Here is a 21,536-nt window from a genome sequence, read left to right as displayed (position 1 = left end):
CAGCATACTGTGCTGTTGAAAGGGATGCGGGAGTACGCCGCATCCCTTTTTTAAATATGCCCGGCGGTGTACGATTCTGCAGGCTATGTAAGCGTAAGCAGCAAAGAGACGCCGAACCGCCGTAAATACATAAAAATGGAAGGAATGAGGAAAAATGAGTAAGGTTGTAAATGAACCAAGAATCAAGAATCCGCTGCACGGATAATGAACTGGAAATCCATTTTCATTACTGTCCGCTTGTGAAGGCATGGCAGAAGGCGGGCTGCAGTGATGAGGAGATCGCCTGCCTGTGTGATACAGCCATGTGCGGTGACAGAGGGAACGGATAGGCCTACGGCTGCGCCCTGGATCTGCCGAAAACCATTGCAAACGGCGATGATATCTGCCATCTCAGATATTACCGCCAAAATGCCATGAAAGAACAGTAACTGTGAGGACGGATATCCGGCAGTTACAATGAGATACAAATGGGATGCGAAGCCGGCAGAGGGGGACGGCTGCGCAGCAGAATGAGTTGCTTCTTATATTACAATCTGGAGGAAGATGATGAAAAAGAAGATTCTGTATGCTGCAGCGGTACTGGCAGCTTTGTTGTTTATCTGGCTGGGAAACGAGGGCAGCAAGCCTTTGGTGCTTAAAGGCACGGATTTGAACCAGACAGCGGGCGTCAGCGATTATACAGGGCTGATTGCCATTGATGAAACGGCCGCATATTACGGCATGTTTGCCTATACGGACGATTATGTACTGGATAAGGGAACCTATACCATAAGGCCTGAATATTCCAATACCTCGTCCGATAATATCATTGAAGTATGGGACAATGGTACAAAGGTGGCCCAGTGGAGCCTGGAGAGTACGGATGGAGTGAAAACTACCCGGGATTACACCTTTACACTGGATAAAACTTCACAGCAGCTGCATATACGTATTTACTATCAGGGAAAAGGAAGCCTGATTGTAAATAATATTTCCCTGATCCCTCACGGCGCTTTTTACAGGGATGCCTGGTTCCTGGCGGCTGTAGTGATACTGCTGGCCATAACCGGCGTTTTTCTTGCATCCTATGAGAAAAAGCATCCGTCAGGAAGAGAACAGAAGGTTACTTTCCTGATATTGGCGGGACTGTGCCTGTATTCTTCCATGCCCCTGTTTATCCAGGCCTTTGCCCAGGCGGATGACGTCTGCTACCATCTGCTCAGAATTGAGGGGCTGAAGGATGGAATGCTGGACGGGCAGTTCCCGGTGGTTATTTTCCCTGAAGCGCTGGCAGGAAACGGATATCTGAACAGCATGTATCCCTATCTGTTCCTGTATATCCCCGCAGTGCTGAGGCTGCTTGGCGTTTCCCTGGCGCTTTCCTATAAAACGCTGATATTTATGGCCAATATTGCCACTGTAGCGATTACATTCCGGGTATTCAAATCCATTACCAGGTCAAAATATGCCTGTATTCTGGGAACGGCGCTTTATATTCTGATGCCCTACCGTTTTACGAATATTTATGCAAGGGGCGCGCTTGGGGAAACACTGGCGCTGACCTTCCTGCCGCTGATTATCGCCGGCTTTTACCATGTGCTGCTGGGAGATAAGAAGAAATGGCCGTGGCTGGTAATCGGCTTTACTGGAGTGATTGAAAGCCATGTGCTCAGCACAGCCACGATGAGCGTGATTTTCGCAGTTTGCTGTCTTATTTTTATCAGGGAGCTCTTCTGTGACAAAAGATGGCTTGAACTGCTGAAAGCGGCGGGGCTTACGGTGCTGCTGAATCTGTGGTTCCTGGTGCCTTTCCTGTTCTTCTACCTGAAGGAAAACCTGTACCAGAAGGCGCTGGACTGGAGCGGCTTTTCGGAGTACTCCATCAATGCTTCCTTCCTGGCGGATACCTTCCATACCAACGATTACCGTTTCCTGTCCCTGGGACTTCCCATCCTGGGCTGTGCGGCAATATGCATCCTCAAGCTGGTATGCGAGAAATCAAAGGAAAAGAACTGTAAAAGAGACAGCTTCCTCACCTATCTTTTCGGCTGCGCTTGTGTGCTGACCTTCCTTGTGACAGGCTATTTCGGAAGCAAGACGCTGAAGGAGCTGATTCCGGCCATCGAACCGGTCCTGCGGACGATCCAGTTCCCATGGCGGCTTCTGGCCCCTGCAGGAATCCTGTTTATCTTTGCGGGCGTCATCTGGCTGTCCGAATCGGAGGTGCTGCGGCCCTACAGGAATCTTGTATTTGCATTCCTGGTGGGAGTGAACCTGCTCACCTGCCTGAATCAGCCCTATAATCAGAACAATTTTGCCTATAAAGATTATGATGACACCACAACGGTGGGACATCAGGATAAAATCATAGGAATCCCGAAATCGGATGCCACCGTTATTTATCCATATGAATGGCGGATAGATGCGCTGATGGACGATAAGCTGACAGCGGATCTGCAGCTTTCCGATGCCGAAAAGGTAATTGTACAGGATTATGAAAAGAAGGGCACCAAAGGAAAGCTGACCTATCAAACCTCGGAGGAAGGGCAGTATGTGGATTTCCCGATCCAGAAATATCTGGGCTATACGGCGGAGGATGAAAACGGGACGCCGCTGGAAGTAACCTACGGAAATAATTACCGTGTGAGGGTGATGTTAAACGGAGACGGAGCCAGCCATACCGTCTTTGTAAGATACCGCCAGCCTGTTATTTTCCGTATCTCCCAGGTGATATCCCTTCTGACGCTGCTTGGCTGTATTGCAGTACCGGGATATTTTGTGATGAACCGCAGAAAATGCAGTCCCGCTGTTGAAGCGGCCGGATCGGGCAAGAAAAAGGACGGAACGCATTAACGCATTCCGTCCAGTATATGGGCAGCATAGAGGGACAGCCGTTTATTGTCATTCAGGAAAGCTTCTTCCAGAAGGAAAAAGCTTTCCTTTTCTTTTACCCCTTTCCGGAAGGCCGGGGTGAAAAGATCCTCCTGTCCCGGCTTGAGATGCTGGGGCAGGAACTCGCCGCTTTTTCTCGTATAGCAGGTGGCGGGAGTAGCGGGCACCCGATGGGACTTATCCACATATACGGCCACTGATTTATGAATGGCATTGTCCTCCTCCGGAAGATAAGAGTAATTTTTATAATCCGGGTAAAAGAATTTCAGCTCGCCGGAAAGTACAGGTATTTTCAGCGTTCCCGTATTTTCGCTGCCGGAAAAATAACAGCCTCCTCCATGAAATGAGAGGGGGACAGGCAGCGCGGCGGGAAAAGTGAGCCGGACAAGGAGTTCTTTTTGTATGTTTCCCGCATAATCTGTACAAAGGTCCGTTTCCGCCCCGACAGCGGACGGGATGCTTTCAAAAAGCTCCGGATAGGAAAGGATGGGAACCACGGACAGCATGCCCCGGATGTCGTCCGCATTGTGAAGAAGGAGCACCTCCAGCAGGCGGTGATCCCGTTCCTGGCGATAGACCTTGTACAGTTCTATCAGCTGGCCGCCGGTAAAGGGATCCTCTCTGTTAAGGCCAAGATATTCCTCCAATGTTTTCTGCTTGCAGTTGGGCAGCTTGAGCAGATTTTTTAAGGGCGATATCTGTCGGTAGATGTCCGTCTGCTCCATTTGCGGGAAAGGGGAATCCAGGCCATATTTTTTGCATTTTGCCTGTACGAAGGGGACATCGAAGGTCGTCCCGTTAAAGTGCACCAGCTTCCGGTAAGGGGCGGCAAATTTCAGGAAAGCGTCCAGAATGGCTTCCTCCTCAGCCGTGTTTTCTGCAAACCATTGCTGCAGGGTCCACTTTTTATCCTGAAGAAACGCGGCGCCGATAAGATAAACGGAAGCGTTTTTGGGGGAGAGTCCGGTGGTTTCGATATCAAAAAAAAGGATACTTTCCGTGTCTCCCAGAAAATGCCGGATGGTTTCTCCGGCAGTTGTATGTATGTTCTTAATTCGTGTTTTCATACAATTAATATACCATATTTTTTGATTTTTATGTAGTAATTTGATGAAAATTAAGGTATGATTATGTTATGCCGTGCGTCCCGTGGTTTGCCGGCAGGAAGGTAACCGGCCCGTTTGAAAAGAACGGCTGCAGAGGAATACGGCGGATCCGGGGAAACACAGGAGGCGAGGGGGACCAAAGCGTGTTTGAAAAATGCGTTCCGGCTTTCGTCCTGTGCATACGCAATAATTAACAAGAAAAGAGGGATAGCTAAAATGGCTAAGGCGAAGTTAACATTTATGGGCGGCATCCATCCATACGACGGAAAAGACCTGTCCAAGGATAAGCCCATGAAAGCAGTTTTGCCAAAGGGAGATCTGGTGTATCCGTTGTCCCAGCATATCGGCGCGCCCGCCAGGCCAATCGTGGCAAAGGGGGACCATGTGCTGGCAGGGCAGAAGATAGCGGAAGCGGGGGGCTTCGTATCCGCATCGGTATTCTGTACCGTATCGGGAACGGTGAAGTCCATTGAACCGAGGCGTGTGGTCACCGGCGATAATGTGATGAGCATTGTGGTTGAGAATGATCAGCGGTATGAAGAGGTGGAATATCCTCCGGTGAAGCCCCTTGAGGAGCTGTCAGGAGAAGAGATCATCAATCTGGTGAAGGAAGCGGGCGTGGTCGGTATGGGCGGCGCAGGGTTCCCCACGCATGTAAAGCTTTCACCAAAGGAACCGGATAAAATAGAATATGTGATTGCCAACTGTGCCGAATGTGAACCTTATCTTACCTCGGATTACCGCAGGATGCTGGAGGAGCCTGATAAGCTCATCGGGGGCCTTCAGGTGATTCTGCGGCTTTTCCCAAATGCAAAGGGAGTGTTGGCGGTGGAGGACAATAAGCCGGACTGCATAAAGCTTTTGACTGAGATGACCAGCGACGAACCTAGGATTACGGTGAAGAAGCTGAAAACCAAGTACCCCCAGGGCTCCGAGCGCCAGCTTATTTTTGCAGTGACCGGGCGGGCCATCAATTCCTCCATGCTTCCTGCGGATGCAGGCTGTATCGTGGACAATGTGGATACCGTGGTCGCGGTCAACCGTGCGGTGAGGGAGGGTAAACCTCTGATGAACCGTATTGTTACCGTTACGGGGGATGCCATTGCCAATCCCCAGAATTTTATTGTCCGGATCGGAACGAATTATCATGAACTGATAGAAGAAGCGGGCGGCTTCTCCAAAGAACCGGAGAAGATTGTTTCGGGCGGCCCCATGATGGGCTTCGGCATTTTCGATCTGGATGTGCCCACAACGAAAACGGCGTCCGCACTGCTGTGTATGTCGAAGGATGAGGTGGGAGAGCCTTCGGCCTGCATCAACTGCGGAAGATGTGTGGAGGCCTGCCCTTCCAGGCTTGTGCCCACACTGCTTTCCACCTATTCGGAGCATTATGATATGGAAGCCTTTGAGAAGCATGACGGTATGGAATGCTGTGAATGCGGCTGCTGCAGCTATGTCTGCCCGGCCAAGCGCCAGCTTACCCAGGCGATTAAATCCATGCGTAAAATGGTACTGGCAGAGCGCAAGAAAACAAACGCTGCCAATAAAAAATAGGAGGAAAGAGCAATGAGCGACTTGATGAAGGTATCATCCAACCCGCATATCAGATCCAAAGACTCCACAGGCAGAATTATGCTTGCGGTCATTGCGGCACTGCTTCCCACCACGATCTTTGGCATCTGGAATTTCGGTATCCGCGCGCTGCTGATAGTTGCAGTGACCATCGCATCCACGGTACTGACAGAATTTTTATATGAAAAGATAACGAAAAAGAAGAACACCATCGGGGATCTGTCCGCTGTGGTGACGGGACTTCTGCTGGCGCTGAACCTGCCGGTGAGCGTGCCCTGGTGGATCGGCGTCATCGGCGGCGTATTTGCAATTCTCGTTGTGAAGATGCTGTTCGGCGGCCTGGGACAGAACTTTATGAACCCGGCTCTGGGAGCCAGATGCTTTCTGCTGATTTCCTTTGCCTCAATTATGACCAATTTTAACTGCGACGCCTACACAGGCGCTACGCCGCTTGCCGCAGTGAAAGCGGGAGAGAGCGTTAATGTTCTGGATATGGTAATCGGCAGGACTGGGGGAACCATCGGCGAAACCTCCATGCTGTGCATCGTTCTTGGCGCATGCCTGCTGATCTGGCTGGAAATCATCGATTTGAGAATTCCCGGTACATACATCGTAAGCTTTGTGGTTTTCATGATACTTTTCGGAGGGCATGGGCTTGACAGATACTATATTTCCGCACAGCTTTCCGGCGGCGGCCTGATGCTGGGCGCTTTCTTCATGGCGACCGATTATGTAACGCGGCCGGTGACCAAGAAGGGGCAGTATATTTACGGTATTCTGCTGGGTGTGCTCACCGGTATTTTCAGGGTTTTAAGCGCCAGCGCGGAGGGTGTTTCCTATGCGATTATCCTGGGGAACCTGCTGGTGCCCCTGATTGAGAGGTTTACTCTTCCCAAAGCTTTTGGTAAAGGAGGAGAACGGGCATGAAAAGTATGTTGAAGGATGCGGGAATTTTATTCCTGATTACATTGGTTTCCGGCCTGCTTCTGGGCCTTGTTTACCAGGTGACGAAGGATCCCATTGCGGTGCAGGAGGAGAAGGCCAGGATGGAAGCGCGCCAGGAGGTATTCCAGGACGCGGATTATTTTGAAGACGGGGAAGGCTTCTCTGAGGAAGCGGCGCAGGCGGTGCTGAATGAGGGCGGCTTCACCCAGGAGAGCATCAACGAATACTGCGCTGCCTATGACAAGGACGGCGGCCTTTTAGGATACGTGATTACGGTGACCAGCCATGAGGGCTACGGCGGAGACATCAGGTTCACCATCGGTGTGCGCATGGACAATACGCTCAACGGAATGTCCATTCTCTCCATTTCCGAGACTCCCGGCCTGGGCATGCAGGCGGAAGAGGTATTGAAGCCTCAGTTTGCAGGCAAAAAGGCGGAAAGCTACGTCTATACCAAGGACGGCGTTTCGGCAGACAACGAAATTGACGCTATTACCAGCGCCACAATCACGACCAATGCGGTCACAAACGGCGTAAACGCCGGACTGTATTATTTCCAGACGGAACTGAAAGGAGGCAGCGGCAATGAATAAGCCAACCGAACGTCTCTATAACGGAATTATAAAAGAAAATCCCACCTTTGTGCTGACCCTGGGCATGTGCCCCACACTGGCGGTCACCACATCGGCGATAAACGGGCTGGGCATGGGCCTTTCCACAATGGTGGTGCTGGCGCTGAGCAACCTGATGATATCGCTGTTTCGCAAAATTATACCTGATAAAGTGAGAATTCCCGCCTTTATCGTAATTGTGGCAAGCTTCGTTACCATGGTGGAGCTGCTTCTGCAGGCGTATGTGCCGTTTTTGTATGATGCGCTGGGCATTTATATCCCTTTGATCGTTGTTAACTGTATCATTCTGGGCCGTGCAGAAAGCTATGCTTCCAAGAACGGGCCGCTCCCTTCTTTATTTGACGGCATTGGAATGGGCCTGGGCTTTTCCCTAGCGCTCACCTGCATCGGTCTGGTGCGTGAGATCCTGGGCTCCGGCAAGTTTTTCGGCTTCGCCATTCTGGGAAGCAAGGCGCCGGAAATCTTCGGCTCCGATATTCTGCAGCATTACGTGCCCATCAATATTTTTGTTATGGCTCCCGGTGCATTCTTCGTTCTGGCGGCGCTGACGGCGATTCAGAATAAAGTGAAGATTAACGGGGAAAAGAAAGGCAAGGATATGTCCAAGATTCAGTCTGGCTGCAGCGAGGACTGCATGTCCTGCGGAGAATCCGGCTGTGCACGCCGTTTTTATGACGCGGATGCGGGAAAAAAGGAGGAGGGAAAATAAATGTTGGATCAGCTGCGAGAATTATTGCTTATATTAATCGGTTCCTCACTGGTGAGCAACGTGGTACTCAGCCAGTTCCTCGGTTTGTGCCCTTTCCTCGGCGTTTCCAAAAAGGTGGAAACCGCGGCCGGAATGGGGACTGCCGTTATCTTTGTAATTACGCTGTCCAGCGCGGTGGCGGGCGTCATCTATAAATTCGTCCTTACGCCGTTAAACATTACTTACCTGCAGACCATTGTTTTCATTCTGGTCATTGCGGCGCTGGTTCAGTTCGTGGAAATGTTTTTGAAAAAATATATGGTGTCTCTCTACAACGCGCTGGGTGTATACTTGCCCCTGATTACCACCAACTGTGCGGTTCTGGGTGTGGCGCTGACCAACGTCCAGAAGAACTACGGGATTCTGGCAGGGACGGTCAACGGCTTTGCAACGGCGCTTGGCTTCACGATCGCAATTATCATTCTGGCGGGAATCCGCGAGAAGATGGCGTATAATGACGTACCGGAATCCTTCAGGGGAATGCCTATCGTCCTGATTACTGCGGGACTTATGGCAATTGCCTTCTGCGGCTTTTCCGGCCTGTCGCTTAAATAGGAGGTGGAGTCGGTGAGTATTTCAGGTATTCTGATTGCTACGGCAATCGTAGGCGGTGTGGGGCTGTTTATCGGCCTTTTCCTCGGAGGGGCCGCCATACTTTTCAAGGTAGAGGTAAATGAAAAAGAAGAAGCGGTTCTTGCACAGCTGCCCGGAAATAACTGCGGCGGCTGCGGATATCCCGGCTGTGCGGGGCTGGCTGCGGCCATAGCGTCGGGCAAGGCCCCTGTCAACGCCTGCCCGGTAGGCGGCGCTGAGGTTGGGAAAAAGGTTGCTGAGATCATGGGTGTGGAAGCGGAGGAGGGAGAGCGCATGGTCGCTTTCGTTGCGTGCCGCGGAACCCGTGACAAGATTAAGGTGGATTACGATTATGTGGGCCTGCATGACTGCCGCATGCTTTCCTTTGTGCCAAACGGCGGCGCCAAGTCCTGTAATTTCGGCTGCCTTGGCTATGGAAGCTGCGTGGAGGTCTGCCCCTTTGACGCCATACATATTTTTAACGGTGTGGCGCAGGTGGACAGACAGGCCTGCAAGGCCTGCGGAAAATGTATCTCCGTATGTCCAAAGAATCTGATTGCGCTGATTCCCTATTCGGCAAAATATGCGGCGGCCTGCAGCTCCGGCGATAAAGGCCCCATTACGATGAAAGACTGCCGGGCCGGCTGTATCGGCTGCGGTATCTGTGAGAAGAACTGTCCTTCCGGCGCCATTAAGGTGGAGAATTTCAATGCCACCATTGACCAGAGCAAATGTACAGGCTGCGGCATCTGTGTGGAGAAGTGCCCGAAGAAGGTGATTGTCTGCTGCAGCGGGGAACAGACGCAGGAATAATTGTGAAGACGCCGGATGGCGGACTTCGCAGAACAGGAAAGAGGAGTAAAATAATGGAGAGTGTTACACTGGGAAAAACAGGCATCACCGTGAATAAAAACGGCTTTGGAGCGCTTCCCATCCAGCGTATCAGCGATGAGGAAGCGGTGTATCTGCTGCGTAAGGCTTATGAGAACGGAATTACTTTTTTTGATACGGCCCGTGCCTATTCGGACAGCGAACATAAGCTGGGGCTGGCGTTTCAGGGAATGTGGGATAAGGTGTATGTGGCATCTAAAACCGCGGCGGTAACCCCGGAGGATTTTTGGAAGGATCTGCAGACCTCCCTTACTACGCTGGGAAGGGATTATCTGGATCTGTATCAGTTCCACAATCCGTCCTTCTGCCCCAAACCGGGTGACGGGAGCGGCCTCTATGAATGCATGCTGGAAGCGAAGGAACAAGGGAAAATCAGGCATATCGGCATTACCAACCACCGTCTGGCAGTGGCGGAGGAAGCCATAGACAGCGGCCTGTATGAGACCCTGCAGTTCCCGTTCAGCTATCTGTCCGCGCAGCAGGAGCTGGATTTGGTAGAAAAATGCAGGAAGACGAATATGGGCTTTATCGCCATGAAGGCGCTTTCCGGCGGCCTGATTAATAATTCCGCCGCCGCATATGCCTATCTTGCCCAATTTGCCCATGTGCTTCCCATCTGGGGGGTACAGAGGGAAAGCGAGCTGGATGAATTCCTCAGTTATGTGGAGAATCCTCCGGCGCTCACCGAAGAACTGGAAGCGGTCATCAGCCATGACAGACAGGAGCTTCAGGGTGAGTTCTGCCGCGGCTGCGGCTATTGCATGCCCTGTCCGGCAGGCATTGAAATCAATAACTGTGCGAGGATGTCCCTGATGATAAGAAGAGCGCCCTCCGCAGCCCAGCTGACGCCTGAAATGCAGGAAAAGATGCTGCAGATTGAAAACTGTCTGCACTGCGGGAAGTGTAAGAGCAAATGTCCGTACAATCTGGACACTCCTGCGCTGCTGGAACGCAACCTGAAGGATTATAAGGAAATTCTGGCGGGGAAGGCCATTTAGCGGCTGGCAGCAGTTAGAGAAAAATGTAACTGCGAAGGTACTGAACAATTACAAAAATAAAGGCGGAATAAAGCTGCCGCAAATCCGGAGGACCAAAGTCCGATGCCGGATCTGCGGCAGTTTTTAATTTGTTTTGGTCTGCATTTTATTAAGCGTTTTATCCTGCATTTGCTAAATGCCTCTTCCTGAATTACCAATAATTTCCAATGCAATTTCGCTAGTTCTATTTTACAATATTGAAAACGGTACACCCAATATATCTTTACGAAGCAGGCTGTCAAATTTATGGAGGAAGCCAAAAATGGATAAGAATAAAGCATTGGAACTGATATTAGCAAATGCCTGTTGTACACTGGAGGACAGCTGTCGATTATGTCCGTATTATGCGGATCCGCCGTCAAAAGAATGTGAGAACTTTTCCATGGAGGATCTGAGGAAAGCGGTGGAAGTGATTCAAGCACATAAGAAAAAATAACCTGTAACTGAAAAGCCGGCAGTCTGCTTCCCTGCTAAGAAAGTATTAAGTTTTCCCATTACATATTGACCGTTTGAGTTCCTTTTCCTATAATTTACTCACACTTCCGGATGCTTTTCGTCATATTTTGCGAAAGGCGGCATTACAATAGTATTAGAAGATGAAACCGGCCTGCAGCGGCCGGATGCCGGATCTCTGCCGGGGGTGGCATGGACAGAAAATTGCAGGCACAAGATGTAAAAACGTCCTGCAGAAGGAGAGGCAGAACATGGAGGAAGAATCCGATACAGGACAAATCAGTACAGAGAAAGACAATTCCGTAAAAACAGCAAAAGCACCGGAGATGCATAACCTGCGCAGCAGAAAAAAGGGCAGGCTATGTTTTTTTATGTCTTTTTGCAGGAAAACGGCAGGCTACATAAAAGGCCAGCCGCCGGGCAGAATCATTGCCATGGGCTTTGCGCTGGTGATTCTGGCGGGCGCGTTGCTTCTGAAGCTTCCGGTATCCGTCAGGGAAGGGGCAAATGTCAGCTTTATTGATGCACTTTTTACCTCTACCAGCGCGGTATGTGTTACCGGCCTGATTGCCGTGGACACAGCGGATCATTTTACGGTTTTCGGAAGGACGGTGGTGGCGTTGCTGATTCAGATTGGCGGCCTTGGAGTCACCTCCGTAGGGGTGGGCTTTATCCTTATGGCAGGCAAGCGGATTGGCCTGAAGGGCAGAAAGCTGGTCAGGGAAGCGATGAATGTGGACACATCAAAGGGAATGGTGCGGCTGGTAAAGAATGTGCTTCTCATGACACTTTGCTTTGAGGGCGCAGGAGCGGTTCTGAGCTTTCTCGTATTTATCCGCGACTATCCGCCGTTGGAAGCACTGGGGATCAGTCTGTTTCATTCTGTAGCTGCCTTTAATAATTCCGGCTTCGATATATTGGGCGGGCTGCAAAACATGATTCCTTATCAGAGCAATGTGCTGCTGAACCTGACCACGAGCGGACTTATTATTTTTGGTGGGCTGGGATTCCTGGTAATTCTGGATGTGCTCAGGAGCCGTTCCTTTAAAAAGCTGTGCCTGCATTCCAAAATTGTAATCGTAATGAGCATTTTTTTGATTGCGGCGGGAACGTTGTCACTGAAGGCTACGGAAAATATTACATGGCTGGGCGCTTTTTTCCAAAGCGTATCCGCAAGGACGGCCGGCTTTTCCAGCTATCCAATCGGAAGCTTTACCGATGCGGGACTTTTTACCCTGATCATTCTGATGTTTATCGGGGCATCGCCCGGATCAACGGGCGGCGGCATTAAGACAAGTACGTTTTTTGTTTTAATACAGGCGGCCAGAAGCGCGGCGACCAATCAGTATGCCGGCGCTTTTAAACGTAAAATACCGGCCGATGTGATTTCAAAGGCTTTTATTATTACTTTTTTATCCGCTATTGTTGTGGGCACAGGAACCTTTATCATGTGCCTGCTGGAACCTGAATATACGTTTCTCCAGCTGGCGTTTGAAGTGACCTCCGCATTTGGGACCGTCGGCCTGTCAACAGGAATAACGCCGGATCTGGGAATAGCCGGGAAGCTGGTAATAATTCTTATCATGTTTATCGGAAGGCTGGGGCCGCTGACCATCGCATCCCTGTGGACATTCAAACCTACGGCAAACGCCAGATTCACGGAAGAAGGCATTGCCATCGGATAACGTAAAAACGGCTTTATGCAATGAATGACGCCGCAGCGGCGGCGGGACAGAAAGGATGAAAATAATGAATAAGAAAAAAAGCACGGAAAATACGGTTTCTTATGGGGTAATAGGCCTGGGCAGGTTTGGTTCCGCACTTGCCAGGAGACTGGCGGAAGCAGGGGAAGAAGTGATCGTGGTGGACTGCAGTGAAAGCAAGGTGAAGGAGCTGCGCCAGTACACGGAAAACGCCTATGTGGCGGATGAACTGAGCAAAGAGGTCCTGGAAGAAATCGGGATCCAGAACTGTGATACCGTGATCGTGGGAATCGGTGAAAAAATAGACACCTGCATACTCACCACGCTGAATGTGGTGAATCTGGGCGTACCGCGGGTGATTGCCAAGGCGATCAGTTCAGATCAGGGCGAGGTACTGGAAAAAATAGGGGCGGAGGTCGTTTACCCGGAACGTGACATGGCCCTCCGGCTGGCAAGGAGGCTGCTGACCGGAAGCGTGCTTGATAATATATCCCTGAACAATAACGTGGAGATCGCAGAGGTGCGCCTGACGGAAAAATCTGCGGGACGCAGTATATTGGAAATGGATTTGCGGCGAAGCTTTGGTTTAAATATCATTGCTTTGGAGCATAATGGAAAAACAGACACGGAAGTCGATCCCGCTTACATTTTCAAAGGGGATGAAATATTGGTGGTCATTGGAAAAAAAGAAAATATCACGCGGTTTGAAAAAGAAAAATAGATTGGAGGAACAGAATGCAGGGTAGCCAGGAAAATATGATAACTACGGTGATTAAGGGGATTTGTGTGGGAGGGACCATGCTTGTGCCCGGCTGCAGCGGCGGAAGCATGGCGATGATTCTGGGGATTTATGACAGGCTGGTTTCATCGGTCAGCTCCTTTATGAAGCATAAAAAGGAAAGTCTCTGCTTTCTTGCCCTCTTTTGCGTCGGCGGCGGGATGGGGATGGTCCTTTTCGCAAAACCTCTCCTGAGCCTGATGGAACGGTTTGAGATGCCTATGCTTTATTTTTTTATAGGAGCCGTGGGAGGCAGCGTTCCCATGATACTGAAAAAAGCGCAGTGGGAACGGAAAGGGTTGGGGAAAATCCTGTTTTTTCTGTTGGGAGCCGGCGTGGTGGGGCTGTTTGCCCTGTTGCCGTCTGACACGTTTCAGGCGGATATGAATGCAGGTCTTACTTCCTATCTGATGCTCATACTTGCCGGCGTCATTGCGGCGGTGGCCCTTGTCCTTCCGGGCATCAGCGTTTCCTACATGCTGCTACTGATGGGAATGTATGACACGGTCATGAAAGCGATCACGCAGCTGCATCTGCCGTACCTGATTCCGGTAGGGCTGGGGCTGGCCATTGGGGTTATCGTTTCCACCAGGCTGCTTGAAAGCGCCATGGCAAGATTCCCGGGACCTGCTTATCTTTGTATTCTCGGCTTCATGGCGGCCTCTATGGCACAGGTGTTTCCCGGCCTGCCGGGAGGAAGGGAATGGCTGACCTGCCTTCTGATGCTGGCGGCAGGCTTTTTAATTATTTATTTCATTTCGGAAAAGGAAATCAGGGGTTCTGTGCAGACTGCTTCCCGCTGAGGCCGCTGCTGTAATGCAGCTTGTAATCCTCCGTAATAAAAACAGCTTCCGTATCAGGAAGGGATTCTATCAGCGCCATTCCTTCCTCCGGCCCCAGGACAAAGGCAGTGGTGCTAAGCGCGTCGCCCTCCATGGAAGAGGAGGACAGGATGGTGACGCCCAGCAGCCCGTTTTCCACAGGATAGCCGGTAAAGGGATCCAGAAGATGATGGTAGCGTTTACCGTCCTTTTCAAAATACCTTTCATAAACACCGGAGGAAACCAGGGAGCGATCTGAGAGGGAAAGGGTGGTCAGCGCTGTATTCTGCGTATCGAAGGGTTTGCGCACGCCGATTTCAAAGGGAGAGCCGTCCGGTTTGCTGCCTACGGCCAGAATGTTGCCGCCAAGATTGATCAGGGCGCTTTCCACCCCTTTTTCCAGCAGACTTTCCTTTAAGCGATCCGCGATAAATCCCTTTGCAATGAACCCCAGATCCACCTGGGTCTGCGGATCGGTTAACGTGACTGTATTTCCGTCGATGCGGATATTTTTATAATTAATATGAGGAAGAAGAGCCTGGATATCGGCAGCCGCCGGTATCTTTTTTTGTGCGTTTTTGTCCGCGGCCTGACCGGTAAAATCCCACAAATCCATCAGAGGGGCAACGGTGGGATCGATTCTGCCTCCGCTTAATTCGGCATATTTGCAGGCCTGTCCCAGAAGGTAAGCCGTATCCTCAGATACCGTGACGGGAACGCCGCCGCTGTGGTTAAGGCGGTAGATATCGCTGCCCTGAAGCGTTTGGCTCAGCTTTTTTTCATAATCATCACACAGCAGCAGGCAGTCCTTAAGTACCCGGGCATCTTTGCTTCGGTAAACCGTTATCGTAATGACCGTATTGAAATAAAAACCGGATTCTGAATAAGGAACGTTTTCCCGGCCGCATCCGTTTAAGAAAGCGCCTGAAAGCAGAAAAGCAAGTAAAAGAGCAAAAGTTATTTTATTATGACGAAATATGCGATGCTTCATGAAGAACCTCTTTTTCTTCCGGAATAATTAATGGATGTCCCGGAAATGCCGTAAATACGGCTTTTTCTTTATGCCGATCATTATAACATGTTTTCCTAGGCGGGACAAATCCTTTCCGGGTTTGAAAACTTGTCTTAAAAGAGATATATTTTGCGTACCTGCTGTATAAAATATGAATATAGTATTGAATAAGTATTACAAAATGATTACGTTTCAGGCTAAAACAGCAGAAAGGTATGGTGTATTCATAGATGCAGTATAAAAAATACGGGCTTGTTTTATTATTGTCCAATTTGCTTGTGGTTACAGCGTGGCTGTGTGTGCGCGGTGTGGAGATAAATACTATTGCCTCAAGGCAGGCCTTCAGGGCGTCTGTTATGGAAGATATCGCCGACTTTCAGGAGACAAGCGTCAGTACTGTGGTGCAGGCGGCTTCCTCGGATCAGCGGGTTATCCACTGCGGCGTTCTGGAGAAAAAGCCGGTTTACCAGTTAAACGATGCGGATTATGAAGCACTTTTGAAAATTGTGGAGGCGGAGGCCGGCGGTGAGGATGAGAACGGCAAGCTTCTTGTTGCCAACGTTGTTTTAAACAGGGTTAACAGCAATATTTTCCCCGACACGGTGACCGGAGTGGTCTATCAGAAGGAGTTCGGTGTCTGCCAGTTTTCTCCGGTCAGCGACGGCAGAATCAACAGGGTGAGGGTGAGCGAGGAAACCCGGCGTGCCGTGGAACGAGCTGTTTACGGGGAAGATATCTCCCAGGGCGCATTGTATTTTGTCGCACGGCGTGCTGTGGCGCCGGATCGGATGCAGTGGTTTGATAATCACCTGACATGGCTGTTTGCTTATGGCGGGCATGAATTTTTTGGAAGCTGAGACGGAAATTGGGATGTAATGGACTGCGGCCGAAAAATATAAGGTTTTTCTAAAAAAATAAGATAAATATTTCCTTTTAAATTGAAATCGTATATAATTATAACCGTTATGTATGCCGTTTGAGGTCAAAAAAGTGCCATTGGAGGACAAAGGAATCTTTTTCCAGAATAAGCAGGTATAATGAATGTGAAACCAGATAGGGGGGCAGAGGATTTGTTGAAAATAGCTTTGGTTGATGACAATACCGACTTTCTTCTGCTTCTGCGTAAAAAAGTGCATACGTTCTTTGATGGCAAAAATGTTTTGTGCGAAGTCAGACTTTTCCCTAACCCGGAGGTTTTTTATTTTGATCTAGAAGAAGGATTTCAATATGATATCTGTTTTCTGGACATCGAAATGCCACAAATGAACGGCCTGGAACTTGCGCGAAAAATCCGGGAAACTGCACAGGCTACGTATCTGATTTTCATTACCTCATATCTACAATATGCCGTGGAAGGGTATGAGGTAAAAGCTTTTTCCTATATCCCAAAGAATCTCCTGGAAGAGAAGCTTGAGGCAACTCTTCTGGAGATTTTGGGGGAAATGCAGAAGAAAATAGAAAAATATTATTTTGTTGAAACTAATTCCCGTTTTGAACGGATAGAATATCAAGAAATTATATATGTTTACAAAAATAATAAAAATGCAGTTTTCGTCTTAATTGACAGGGAAGTTCCGGTACGCAAGTCACTCCAGGAGGTCTACATACAGCTGGATTCCAGCGAGTTCCTTTGTGTGGAGCGAGGTTATATCGTTAATATCAAGCATATTGTAAAGCTCGAAAATAAAGAGATTACGCTCAGAAACGGAAAGCGGCTTCAGATTGGCAGAACACATATGAAAGAGGTAAAAGAGGCTATCCATTATTTTTGGAGGGATAGGATGTGATTTGGCTGAGAGTTGCGCAGGGTGTGCTTTGTGCTGTAGAGATTTGCGGACTATATTATTTACTTCAGGTGTTCTTTGATAAGAGGAGCGATAAAGCCTGGAGTAATATTTTGTGGTTTTTGTCGGGAGTTTTACTTTGGGGGCTGACGGTATATCATCGGGAAACAGTAGCTATGTATTCTCGATTTTATATGTTTTTGTGTATTACATTGTTTGTACTTGTAAGTATATCTTTTTATAGAGTTAAATTTATTAAAGCCTTATTAATTTCTTCGTTATATTTTGTTATTCTCTACTTTCTTGATCTTTTGTTTAGTTATACAGGACAATATTTTTTTATAAGCATTGATTTTATAAATTGTGTTCAGAATGAATTATGCTGGAAAAGAATTTTGACAATGTCAATTGGTAGAGCAATACTTTATATTGGATTAATCGGGATAATAAAAAAGAAAAAATTGATAGGACAAACATTTGATAAATATCAGTTAATGTTTTGGGGATTTGTTTCAGTTGTTTATATAGGATTATATTTTTGTGAAAGAATTTATTATGTACCATATCGTTTAAAAGGGAGTACAGATTTCTATTTTATATTGTTTCCGAGTTTGTTAATTCTTTTCTTTATTATAATAGTTATTTATATTATGTATATTGAAAAGAAAAATGAAATACACTTGGTGAATAGCCAAAATAATTTGATAGAGAAAAATTATCAGGAAATGTTTTTATTATATCAAAAGCGAGAACGTGTCTTTCATGATATGAAGAACCATTTAGCTGTATTATCGATGTTGATTGCAGAAAGGGATTTAGATAGAGCGGAAAGCTATATAGGTAAGGTGACAGAACCAATTCTAAAGTTAGAACATAAAAAATATACTGGGAATAGAATAGTTGATATCATATTAGCTGATAAAATTGAAAAAGCTGAGAATAATGATATTGATTTTATGGTAAAAACTGGTATAATTTCAGAAGGAAGGATACAGGACATTGACTGGTGCTCTATATTGTCTAATCTTCTTGATAATGCAATTGAAGCATGTTTGAAACTGAAAGAATCGGAACGTTGGATTAAAATTAATATAAATCAGAATGAATGTGCAACAATTATTAATATATCAAATACATTTGATGGTAAGATTCAGCGAGATAATGGTTGGTTAAAAAGTAGCAAAAATAATGAGTACATGCATGGTCTTGGAATAAAAAGTGTGCAGAATTCGGTGGAAAAATACAATGGTATTTTGGAATATAGGGCTGAAATGAAAATATTTAAAATAAATATTTCATTATTTTATTAAGGAGGAAAACAAATATGGAAATGAAGAGAGAAGACTTTATGTCTTGTGCAGGAGATGTTACCTTTGAGATGAAGGAGATTCAAAAAGAAGATATCAATGAGGTGCAGGCACCTGATATTACAGCTTCAACTCAGTTTTTTACAATTTTTTGTTGTTAAAAAGCAAAAAGCAAGATGTTTTGGCATCTTGCTTTTTTATATACTTCAGTGAATTTAAAAAAGTATATGGGTAAGGAAAATGCTATGCAAGATAATATATTTCTTTTGATAAATTATGAGACGGTTTTGTCTGTAGAAGAAATCAACCAATCCAAGTCCCACACTTTCGGAACCTTCTATCTCCCTTTCCTGGCCGCTGCCAAACAAGAATATCTCCAGGCTCTATCCTTTCATACCCGTTCGGAAAATCCAGGCACTCTTTTCTGTCCGGGAATGCCCGAGCTAATCCTATCCCGTCTCCACGCCGTCTGCGTCCGCACCCTTATAGTAGAAATGAGCATGTACAAAGCCGTCGGAAAGCTGGAAGGAGGCAGCAGCAGTGAAGAATATCAGTTTTTTAACGAACAGATTCTTGGCAGAAAGGAACTGCGGGAAGAGCTTTTTGAAGTATATCCCCTTCTGGCGGAAAATATCAGAAGGACCATCAGCCAATCTGCGGATTTTCTAAGCGAAATGCGAAACCGTCTGGAAGTGGATCGGAAGGAAATCGAAAAAAACATACTTCACGGCAGAACCATGGGAAATATCACAGGGATTCAAGACATGGCGGCGGATTGCCACAGTAATGGGAAATGTGTGTTGAAAATAGAAACGGATCAGGGAGATACCTTCCTGTATAAACCACGCAATGCCAAAACGGAAAAGGCATTTCTCAATCTGCTGAATTATTTTTATGAAGGAATACAGCTGGAAGGTTATACCTATGGCATGGTCCTTCGTGAGGAATATGCCTGGATTGAATGGGTTTCCCCACAGGAGTGTACGCAGCCGTCTCAGACAGAACGGTATTTCAGACGTCTGGGCGTTTGTGTTTTTCTAAGCTTTTTACTGGGGACGGGAGATCTGCACTATGAGAACATGATAGCTCATGGAGAATATCCGGTTCCTGTAGATACGGAGGTGCTTTGCACAACGGCCGGAGGGGAAAAGGAGCCCGCAGAGAATTATTCCGTAGAAAGTTATTCCGTACTGTACAGCGGAATCCTTCCTGACCCGGCGAGGCAGACGCATGTAAATGTGCTGAATGCGGGGGAAGGTCAAAAAGCGGCAATAAAAGTGGCCAGGGTGATCAATGACAAAACCTCCGATATGAAAATTTCATATGAAAATCCACAGATGCCCGCAGGAAAAAATCAGGTGGTGCTGAGTGGAAACAAAGTATCCCCGACTGCCTATAAATCTGTCATTATATCAGGATTTCGGGAAGCCGGCCTGATGTTTTTGAAAGATAAAAACAAAGTGATTCAGAAAATTATGGAGGAAATCCGGGACTGCAGAGTCCGTGTGCTCCTGGACAATACGCAGAGGTATGCCACTCTTTTATCCGGCGGCAGCCATCCCATGGTTTTGCAAAAGGAAGAGAACCGGAGGAAGCTTTTCGAGAACCTGTATGCAGGAAAGACGGCGCTGACCGGGGCGGAAAAGAAGGCAGTGGAATATGGGATCCGGGATTTGCAGGAGGGCGATATTCCTTATTATTTTACAAGGCCTGACAACTGCGCCCTTTTTGCCTCAGGAGGAGAGGAATTGCCGGACTATTTTCCCCTGTCCTTCATCGATTGTCTTAAAAATAGAGCGGACAGGCTGTGCAGGGAAGAGCTTGTCAGGCAGGAACAAATCATCGGGCTGTCGATGGATTTGTCAGGCTATGACAAAACGGACTTCATCAATTCTTATGTCTCCCTCCCGGTGCAGATAGCGCCTGGCAGGGACAGGGAGCGAAGGTTTTATGAAAAAGCATTGGAAATAGCGGAGCAGATTGGGCAGGCTGCCCTATGGGACGAAAAAAGAGAGCATGTGAACTGGATAGAACCGGTTCTGGCAGGTGTGAAGGAAGAAGGAATCCGGCTTTCGCAGGGGGATTATTATCTCTATAACGGAACCGCAGGAATTGCCGTATTTCTTCATGCGGTTAATAAAGCATGCGGAAAACAGGAAGAACTGTGCCGGGCGGTGCGAAATACTCTTTTTCATTATACAAACCGCTGCATGGAGGACAGAAGGAACCTGGCGTCGGAGAGTACGGGCGCTTTCTGCGGAGAAGCTTCCATATGTTATGCATATCAGGCAATGTATCGGATAACAGGAGAAATGGTTTTTCTGGAATATGCTGAAAAACACAGCCAGTTGCTGCCGGAGCTGATAGAGAAGGATACCGTTTACGATCTGGTATATGGAAATGCCGGAGCGGTCCTGGTTCTGTGCGGTATGTATGAGATTACCTCTTCGGAAGCGTATCTGCGGCTTGCCCGCAGGGCTGCGGATATCCTCACTGCCAATGTCCAAAAGCGGGAAAAAGGGAGCGGCTGGCCTAACCGGGCATCCCAGGCTGCGCTGGCCGGAATGTCCCACGGCGGCAGCGGTTTTCTGCCGGGGCTGGCAAAACTTGACTATCTGTTGAAAAGTACGGAATATGAACCTGTCTTGTCGGAAGCTCTCGCCTATGAACGCAGCCTTTACAGTGAAAAATGGCATAACTGGGCGGATCTGCGTCAGGAAGAGGGCGAAGGGCGCTGGCAGGCGGCAGCCTGGTGTCATGGCTTCGGCGGTATTGCCGCGGCAAGGCTTGCCTGTCTGCCCTACGTGGACGGGAAGCTGAAGGAAGTGATGGAAGAGGACTTGCGACTGGCGGAGCATGGCTTTCTGGCGCTTCGAAGAAGAGAAGGGATGTGTTTATGCCATGGAAATATGGGAATGCTTCTCCTTCTTGAGCGCTATGGGAAAACGTTTCCGTCAGAACAGCTTGCGCAGGTGAAGAATGCTCTTTGCGGAGCAGCTTTGGAGGAACTGGAGAAGGGGCGTCTTATGCCTCAGGAAAAATACGCCAGGGGCTTAATGAGCGGCATGTCCGGCATTGGCTATGCCTGCCTGAAGCTGGCCGGATTTACAACGCTTCCGGATATTCTGGTGTGTGGAATCTGAATCGTGAAAAACAAAACCGGGAAAATGTCTTCCTGGGAAAAACAAAAGTGTGTCCGAAACGGATTGCATCAGGAAAGAATGTATGTTATACTGATGAACTGACAGGGGAACGGCACGATGGAAACCTGTCCGGATGTATACAGGAAATGCACAGGCTGTA

General features: G+C 48.2%; 20 protein-coding genes. 18 read left to right on the top strand and 2 right to left on the bottom strand.

Going from position 1 to position 21,536, the window contains the following annotated elements; genetic code table 11:
- Nucleotides 1–170: 170 nt before the first annotated feature.
- Together FYJ45_RS30255 and FYJ45_RS02785 are read left to right on the top strand one after the other, a co-directional pair.
- The gene (locus tag FYJ45_RS30255; protein ID WP_235930524.1) at nt 171–329 is read left to right on the top strand and encodes an L-2-amino-thiazoline-4-carboxylic acid hydrolase; all 159 of its coding nucleotides are present in this window, start codon (nt 171–173) and stop codon (nt 327–329) included.
- A 217-nt stretch (nt 330–546) separates the two neighbouring features.
- The gene (locus FYJ45_RS02785) at nt 547–2,832 is read left to right on the top strand and encodes a hypothetical protein (RefSeq protein WP_154463388.1); all 2,286 of its coding nucleotides are present in this window, start codon (nt 547–549) and stop codon (nt 2,830–2,832) included.
- On the opposite strand, the gene FYJ45_RS02780 is transcribed toward FYJ45_RS02785, so the two are convergent.
- Complete coding sequence (locus FYJ45_RS02780) at nt 2,829–3,938, bottom strand: ribonuclease H-like domain-containing protein (RefSeq protein WP_154463387.1); 1,110 nt, start codon at nt 3,936–3,938, stop codon at nt 2,829–2,831. The two genes, FYJ45_RS02785 and FYJ45_RS02780, sit on opposite strands and share 4 nt — an antisense overlap.
- A gap of 255 nt (nt 3,939–4,193) precedes the next feature.
- On the opposite strand from FYJ45_RS02780, the gene rsxC reads away from it, so the two are divergent.
- From rsxC to FYJ45_RS02725, 11 genes are all read left to right on the top strand, one after another.
- Entirely contained in the window at nt 4,194–5,531 is a 1,338-nt protein-coding gene (gene rsxC / locus FYJ45_RS02775; protein WP_154463386.1) for an electron transport complex subunit RsxC, read from the top strand.
- 12 nt (nt 5,532–5,543) lie between these two features.
- Complete coding sequence (locus FYJ45_RS02770; RefSeq protein ID WP_154463385.1) at nt 5,544–6,476, top strand: RnfABCDGE type electron transport complex subunit D; 933 nt, start codon at nt 5,544–5,546, stop codon at nt 6,474–6,476.
- Nucleotides 6,473–7,087, top strand: a complete 615-nt coding sequence (locus FYJ45_RS02765) for an RnfABCDGE type electron transport complex subunit G (protein WP_154463384.1) — start codon at nt 6,473–6,475, stop codon at nt 7,085–7,087. The genes FYJ45_RS02770 and FYJ45_RS02765 overlap by 4 nt, the downstream gene beginning before the upstream one ends.
- Nucleotides 7,080–7,835, top strand: a complete 756-nt coding sequence (gene rsxE, locus FYJ45_RS02760) for an electron transport complex subunit RsxE (protein ID WP_154463383.1) — start codon at nt 7,080–7,082, stop codon at nt 7,833–7,835. Before FYJ45_RS02765 ends, rsxE begins: the two co-directional genes overlap by 8 nt.
- 12 nt (nt 7,836–7,847) lie before the next feature.
- Nucleotides 7,848–8,429: an electron transport complex subunit RsxA gene (gene rsxA / locus FYJ45_RS02755; protein ID WP_025491036.1), complete on the top strand. Its 582-nt coding sequence runs from the start codon at nt 7,848–7,850 to the stop codon at nt 8,427–8,429.
- 12 nt (nt 8,430–8,441) lie between these two features.
- A complete protein-coding gene (locus tag FYJ45_RS02750) occupies nt 8,442–9,260 on the top strand; it encodes an RnfABCDGE type electron transport complex subunit B (RefSeq protein WP_276891069.1) in 819 nt (272 codons plus the stop codon).
- Between the two features lie 53 nt (nt 9,261–9,313).
- Complete coding sequence (locus tag FYJ45_RS02745) at nt 9,314–10,336, top strand: aldo/keto reductase (protein WP_154463382.1); 1,023 nt, start codon at nt 9,314–9,316, stop codon at nt 10,334–10,336.
- A gap of 301 nt (nt 10,337–10,637) precedes the next feature.
- Nucleotides 10,638–10,811: a hypothetical protein gene (locus FYJ45_RS02740; protein ID WP_154463381.1), complete on the top strand. Its 174-nt coding sequence runs from the start codon at nt 10,638–10,640 to the stop codon at nt 10,809–10,811.
- 388 nt (nt 10,812–11,199) lie between these two features.
- The gene (locus FYJ45_RS02735; protein WP_154463455.1) at nt 11,200–12,513 is read left to right on the top strand and encodes a TrkH family potassium uptake protein; all 1,314 of its coding nucleotides are present in this window, start codon (nt 11,200–11,202) and stop codon (nt 12,511–12,513) included.
- A gap of 64 nt (nt 12,514–12,577) precedes the next feature.
- On the top strand, nt 12,578–13,252 hold the full coding sequence (locus FYJ45_RS02730; protein ID WP_235930522.1) for a potassium channel family protein: 675 nt from the start codon (nt 12,578–12,580) through the stop codon (nt 13,250–13,252).
- Between the two features lie 14 nt (nt 13,253–13,266).
- Nucleotides 13,267–14,112 (top strand): DUF368 domain-containing protein, encoded by an 846-nt coding sequence (locus FYJ45_RS02725; protein ID WP_021636401.1) that lies wholly within the window; start codon nt 13,267–13,269, stop codon nt 14,110–14,112.
- On the opposite strand, the gene FYJ45_RS02720 is transcribed toward FYJ45_RS02725, so the two are convergent.
- On the bottom strand, nt 14,081–15,121 hold the full coding sequence (locus FYJ45_RS02720) for an FAD:protein FMN transferase (protein WP_154463379.1): 1,041 nt from the start codon (nt 15,119–15,121) through the stop codon (nt 14,081–14,083). The genes FYJ45_RS02725 and FYJ45_RS02720 overlap by 32 nt on opposite strands.
- A gap of 251 nt (nt 15,122–15,372) precedes the next feature.
- Between FYJ45_RS02720 and FYJ45_RS02715 the strand changes: the two genes are divergently transcribed.
- The 5 genes from FYJ45_RS02715 to lanM all read left to right on the top strand — a co-directional run bounded on the left by FYJ45_RS02715 (nt 15,373) and on the right by lanM (nt 21,376).
- Complete coding sequence (locus FYJ45_RS02715; RefSeq protein ID WP_021636398.1) at nt 15,373–15,999, top strand: cell wall hydrolase; 627 nt, start codon at nt 15,373–15,375, stop codon at nt 15,997–15,999.
- 180 nt (nt 16,000–16,179) lie between these two features.
- A complete protein-coding gene (locus FYJ45_RS02710; RefSeq protein ID WP_235930521.1) occupies nt 16,180–16,929 on the top strand; it encodes a LytR/AlgR family response regulator transcription factor in 750 nt (249 codons plus the stop codon).
- Nucleotides 16,926–18,236 carry a sensor histidine kinase gene (locus FYJ45_RS02705; protein ID WP_154463378.1) on the top strand — a complete coding sequence of 437 codons (1,311 nt, stop codon included), beginning with the start codon at nt 16,926–16,928 and terminating at the stop codon, nt 18,234–18,236. Before FYJ45_RS02710 ends, FYJ45_RS02705 begins: the two co-directional genes overlap by 4 nt.
- A 14-nt stretch (nt 18,237–18,250) precedes the next feature.
- Complete coding sequence (locus tag FYJ45_RS02700) at nt 18,251–18,394, top strand: hypothetical protein (RefSeq protein WP_154463377.1); 144 nt, start codon at nt 18,251–18,253, stop codon at nt 18,392–18,394.
- Between the two features lie 84 nt (nt 18,395–18,478).
- Nucleotides 18,479–21,376, top strand: a complete 2,898-nt coding sequence (gene lanM, locus FYJ45_RS02695) for a type 2 lanthipeptide synthetase LanM (RefSeq protein WP_195841624.1) — start codon at nt 18,479–18,481, stop codon at nt 21,374–21,376.
- The last annotated feature ends 160 nt before the right edge of the window (nt 21,377–21,536 follow it).

The organism is Eisenbergiella porci, assembly GCF_009696275.1.
In the GTDB taxonomy this organism is placed as follows: domain Bacteria; phylum Bacillota; class Clostridia; order Lachnospirales; family Lachnospiraceae; genus Eisenbergiella; species Eisenbergiella porci.
This window is presented reverse-complemented; position numbering and strand designations above follow the sequence as displayed.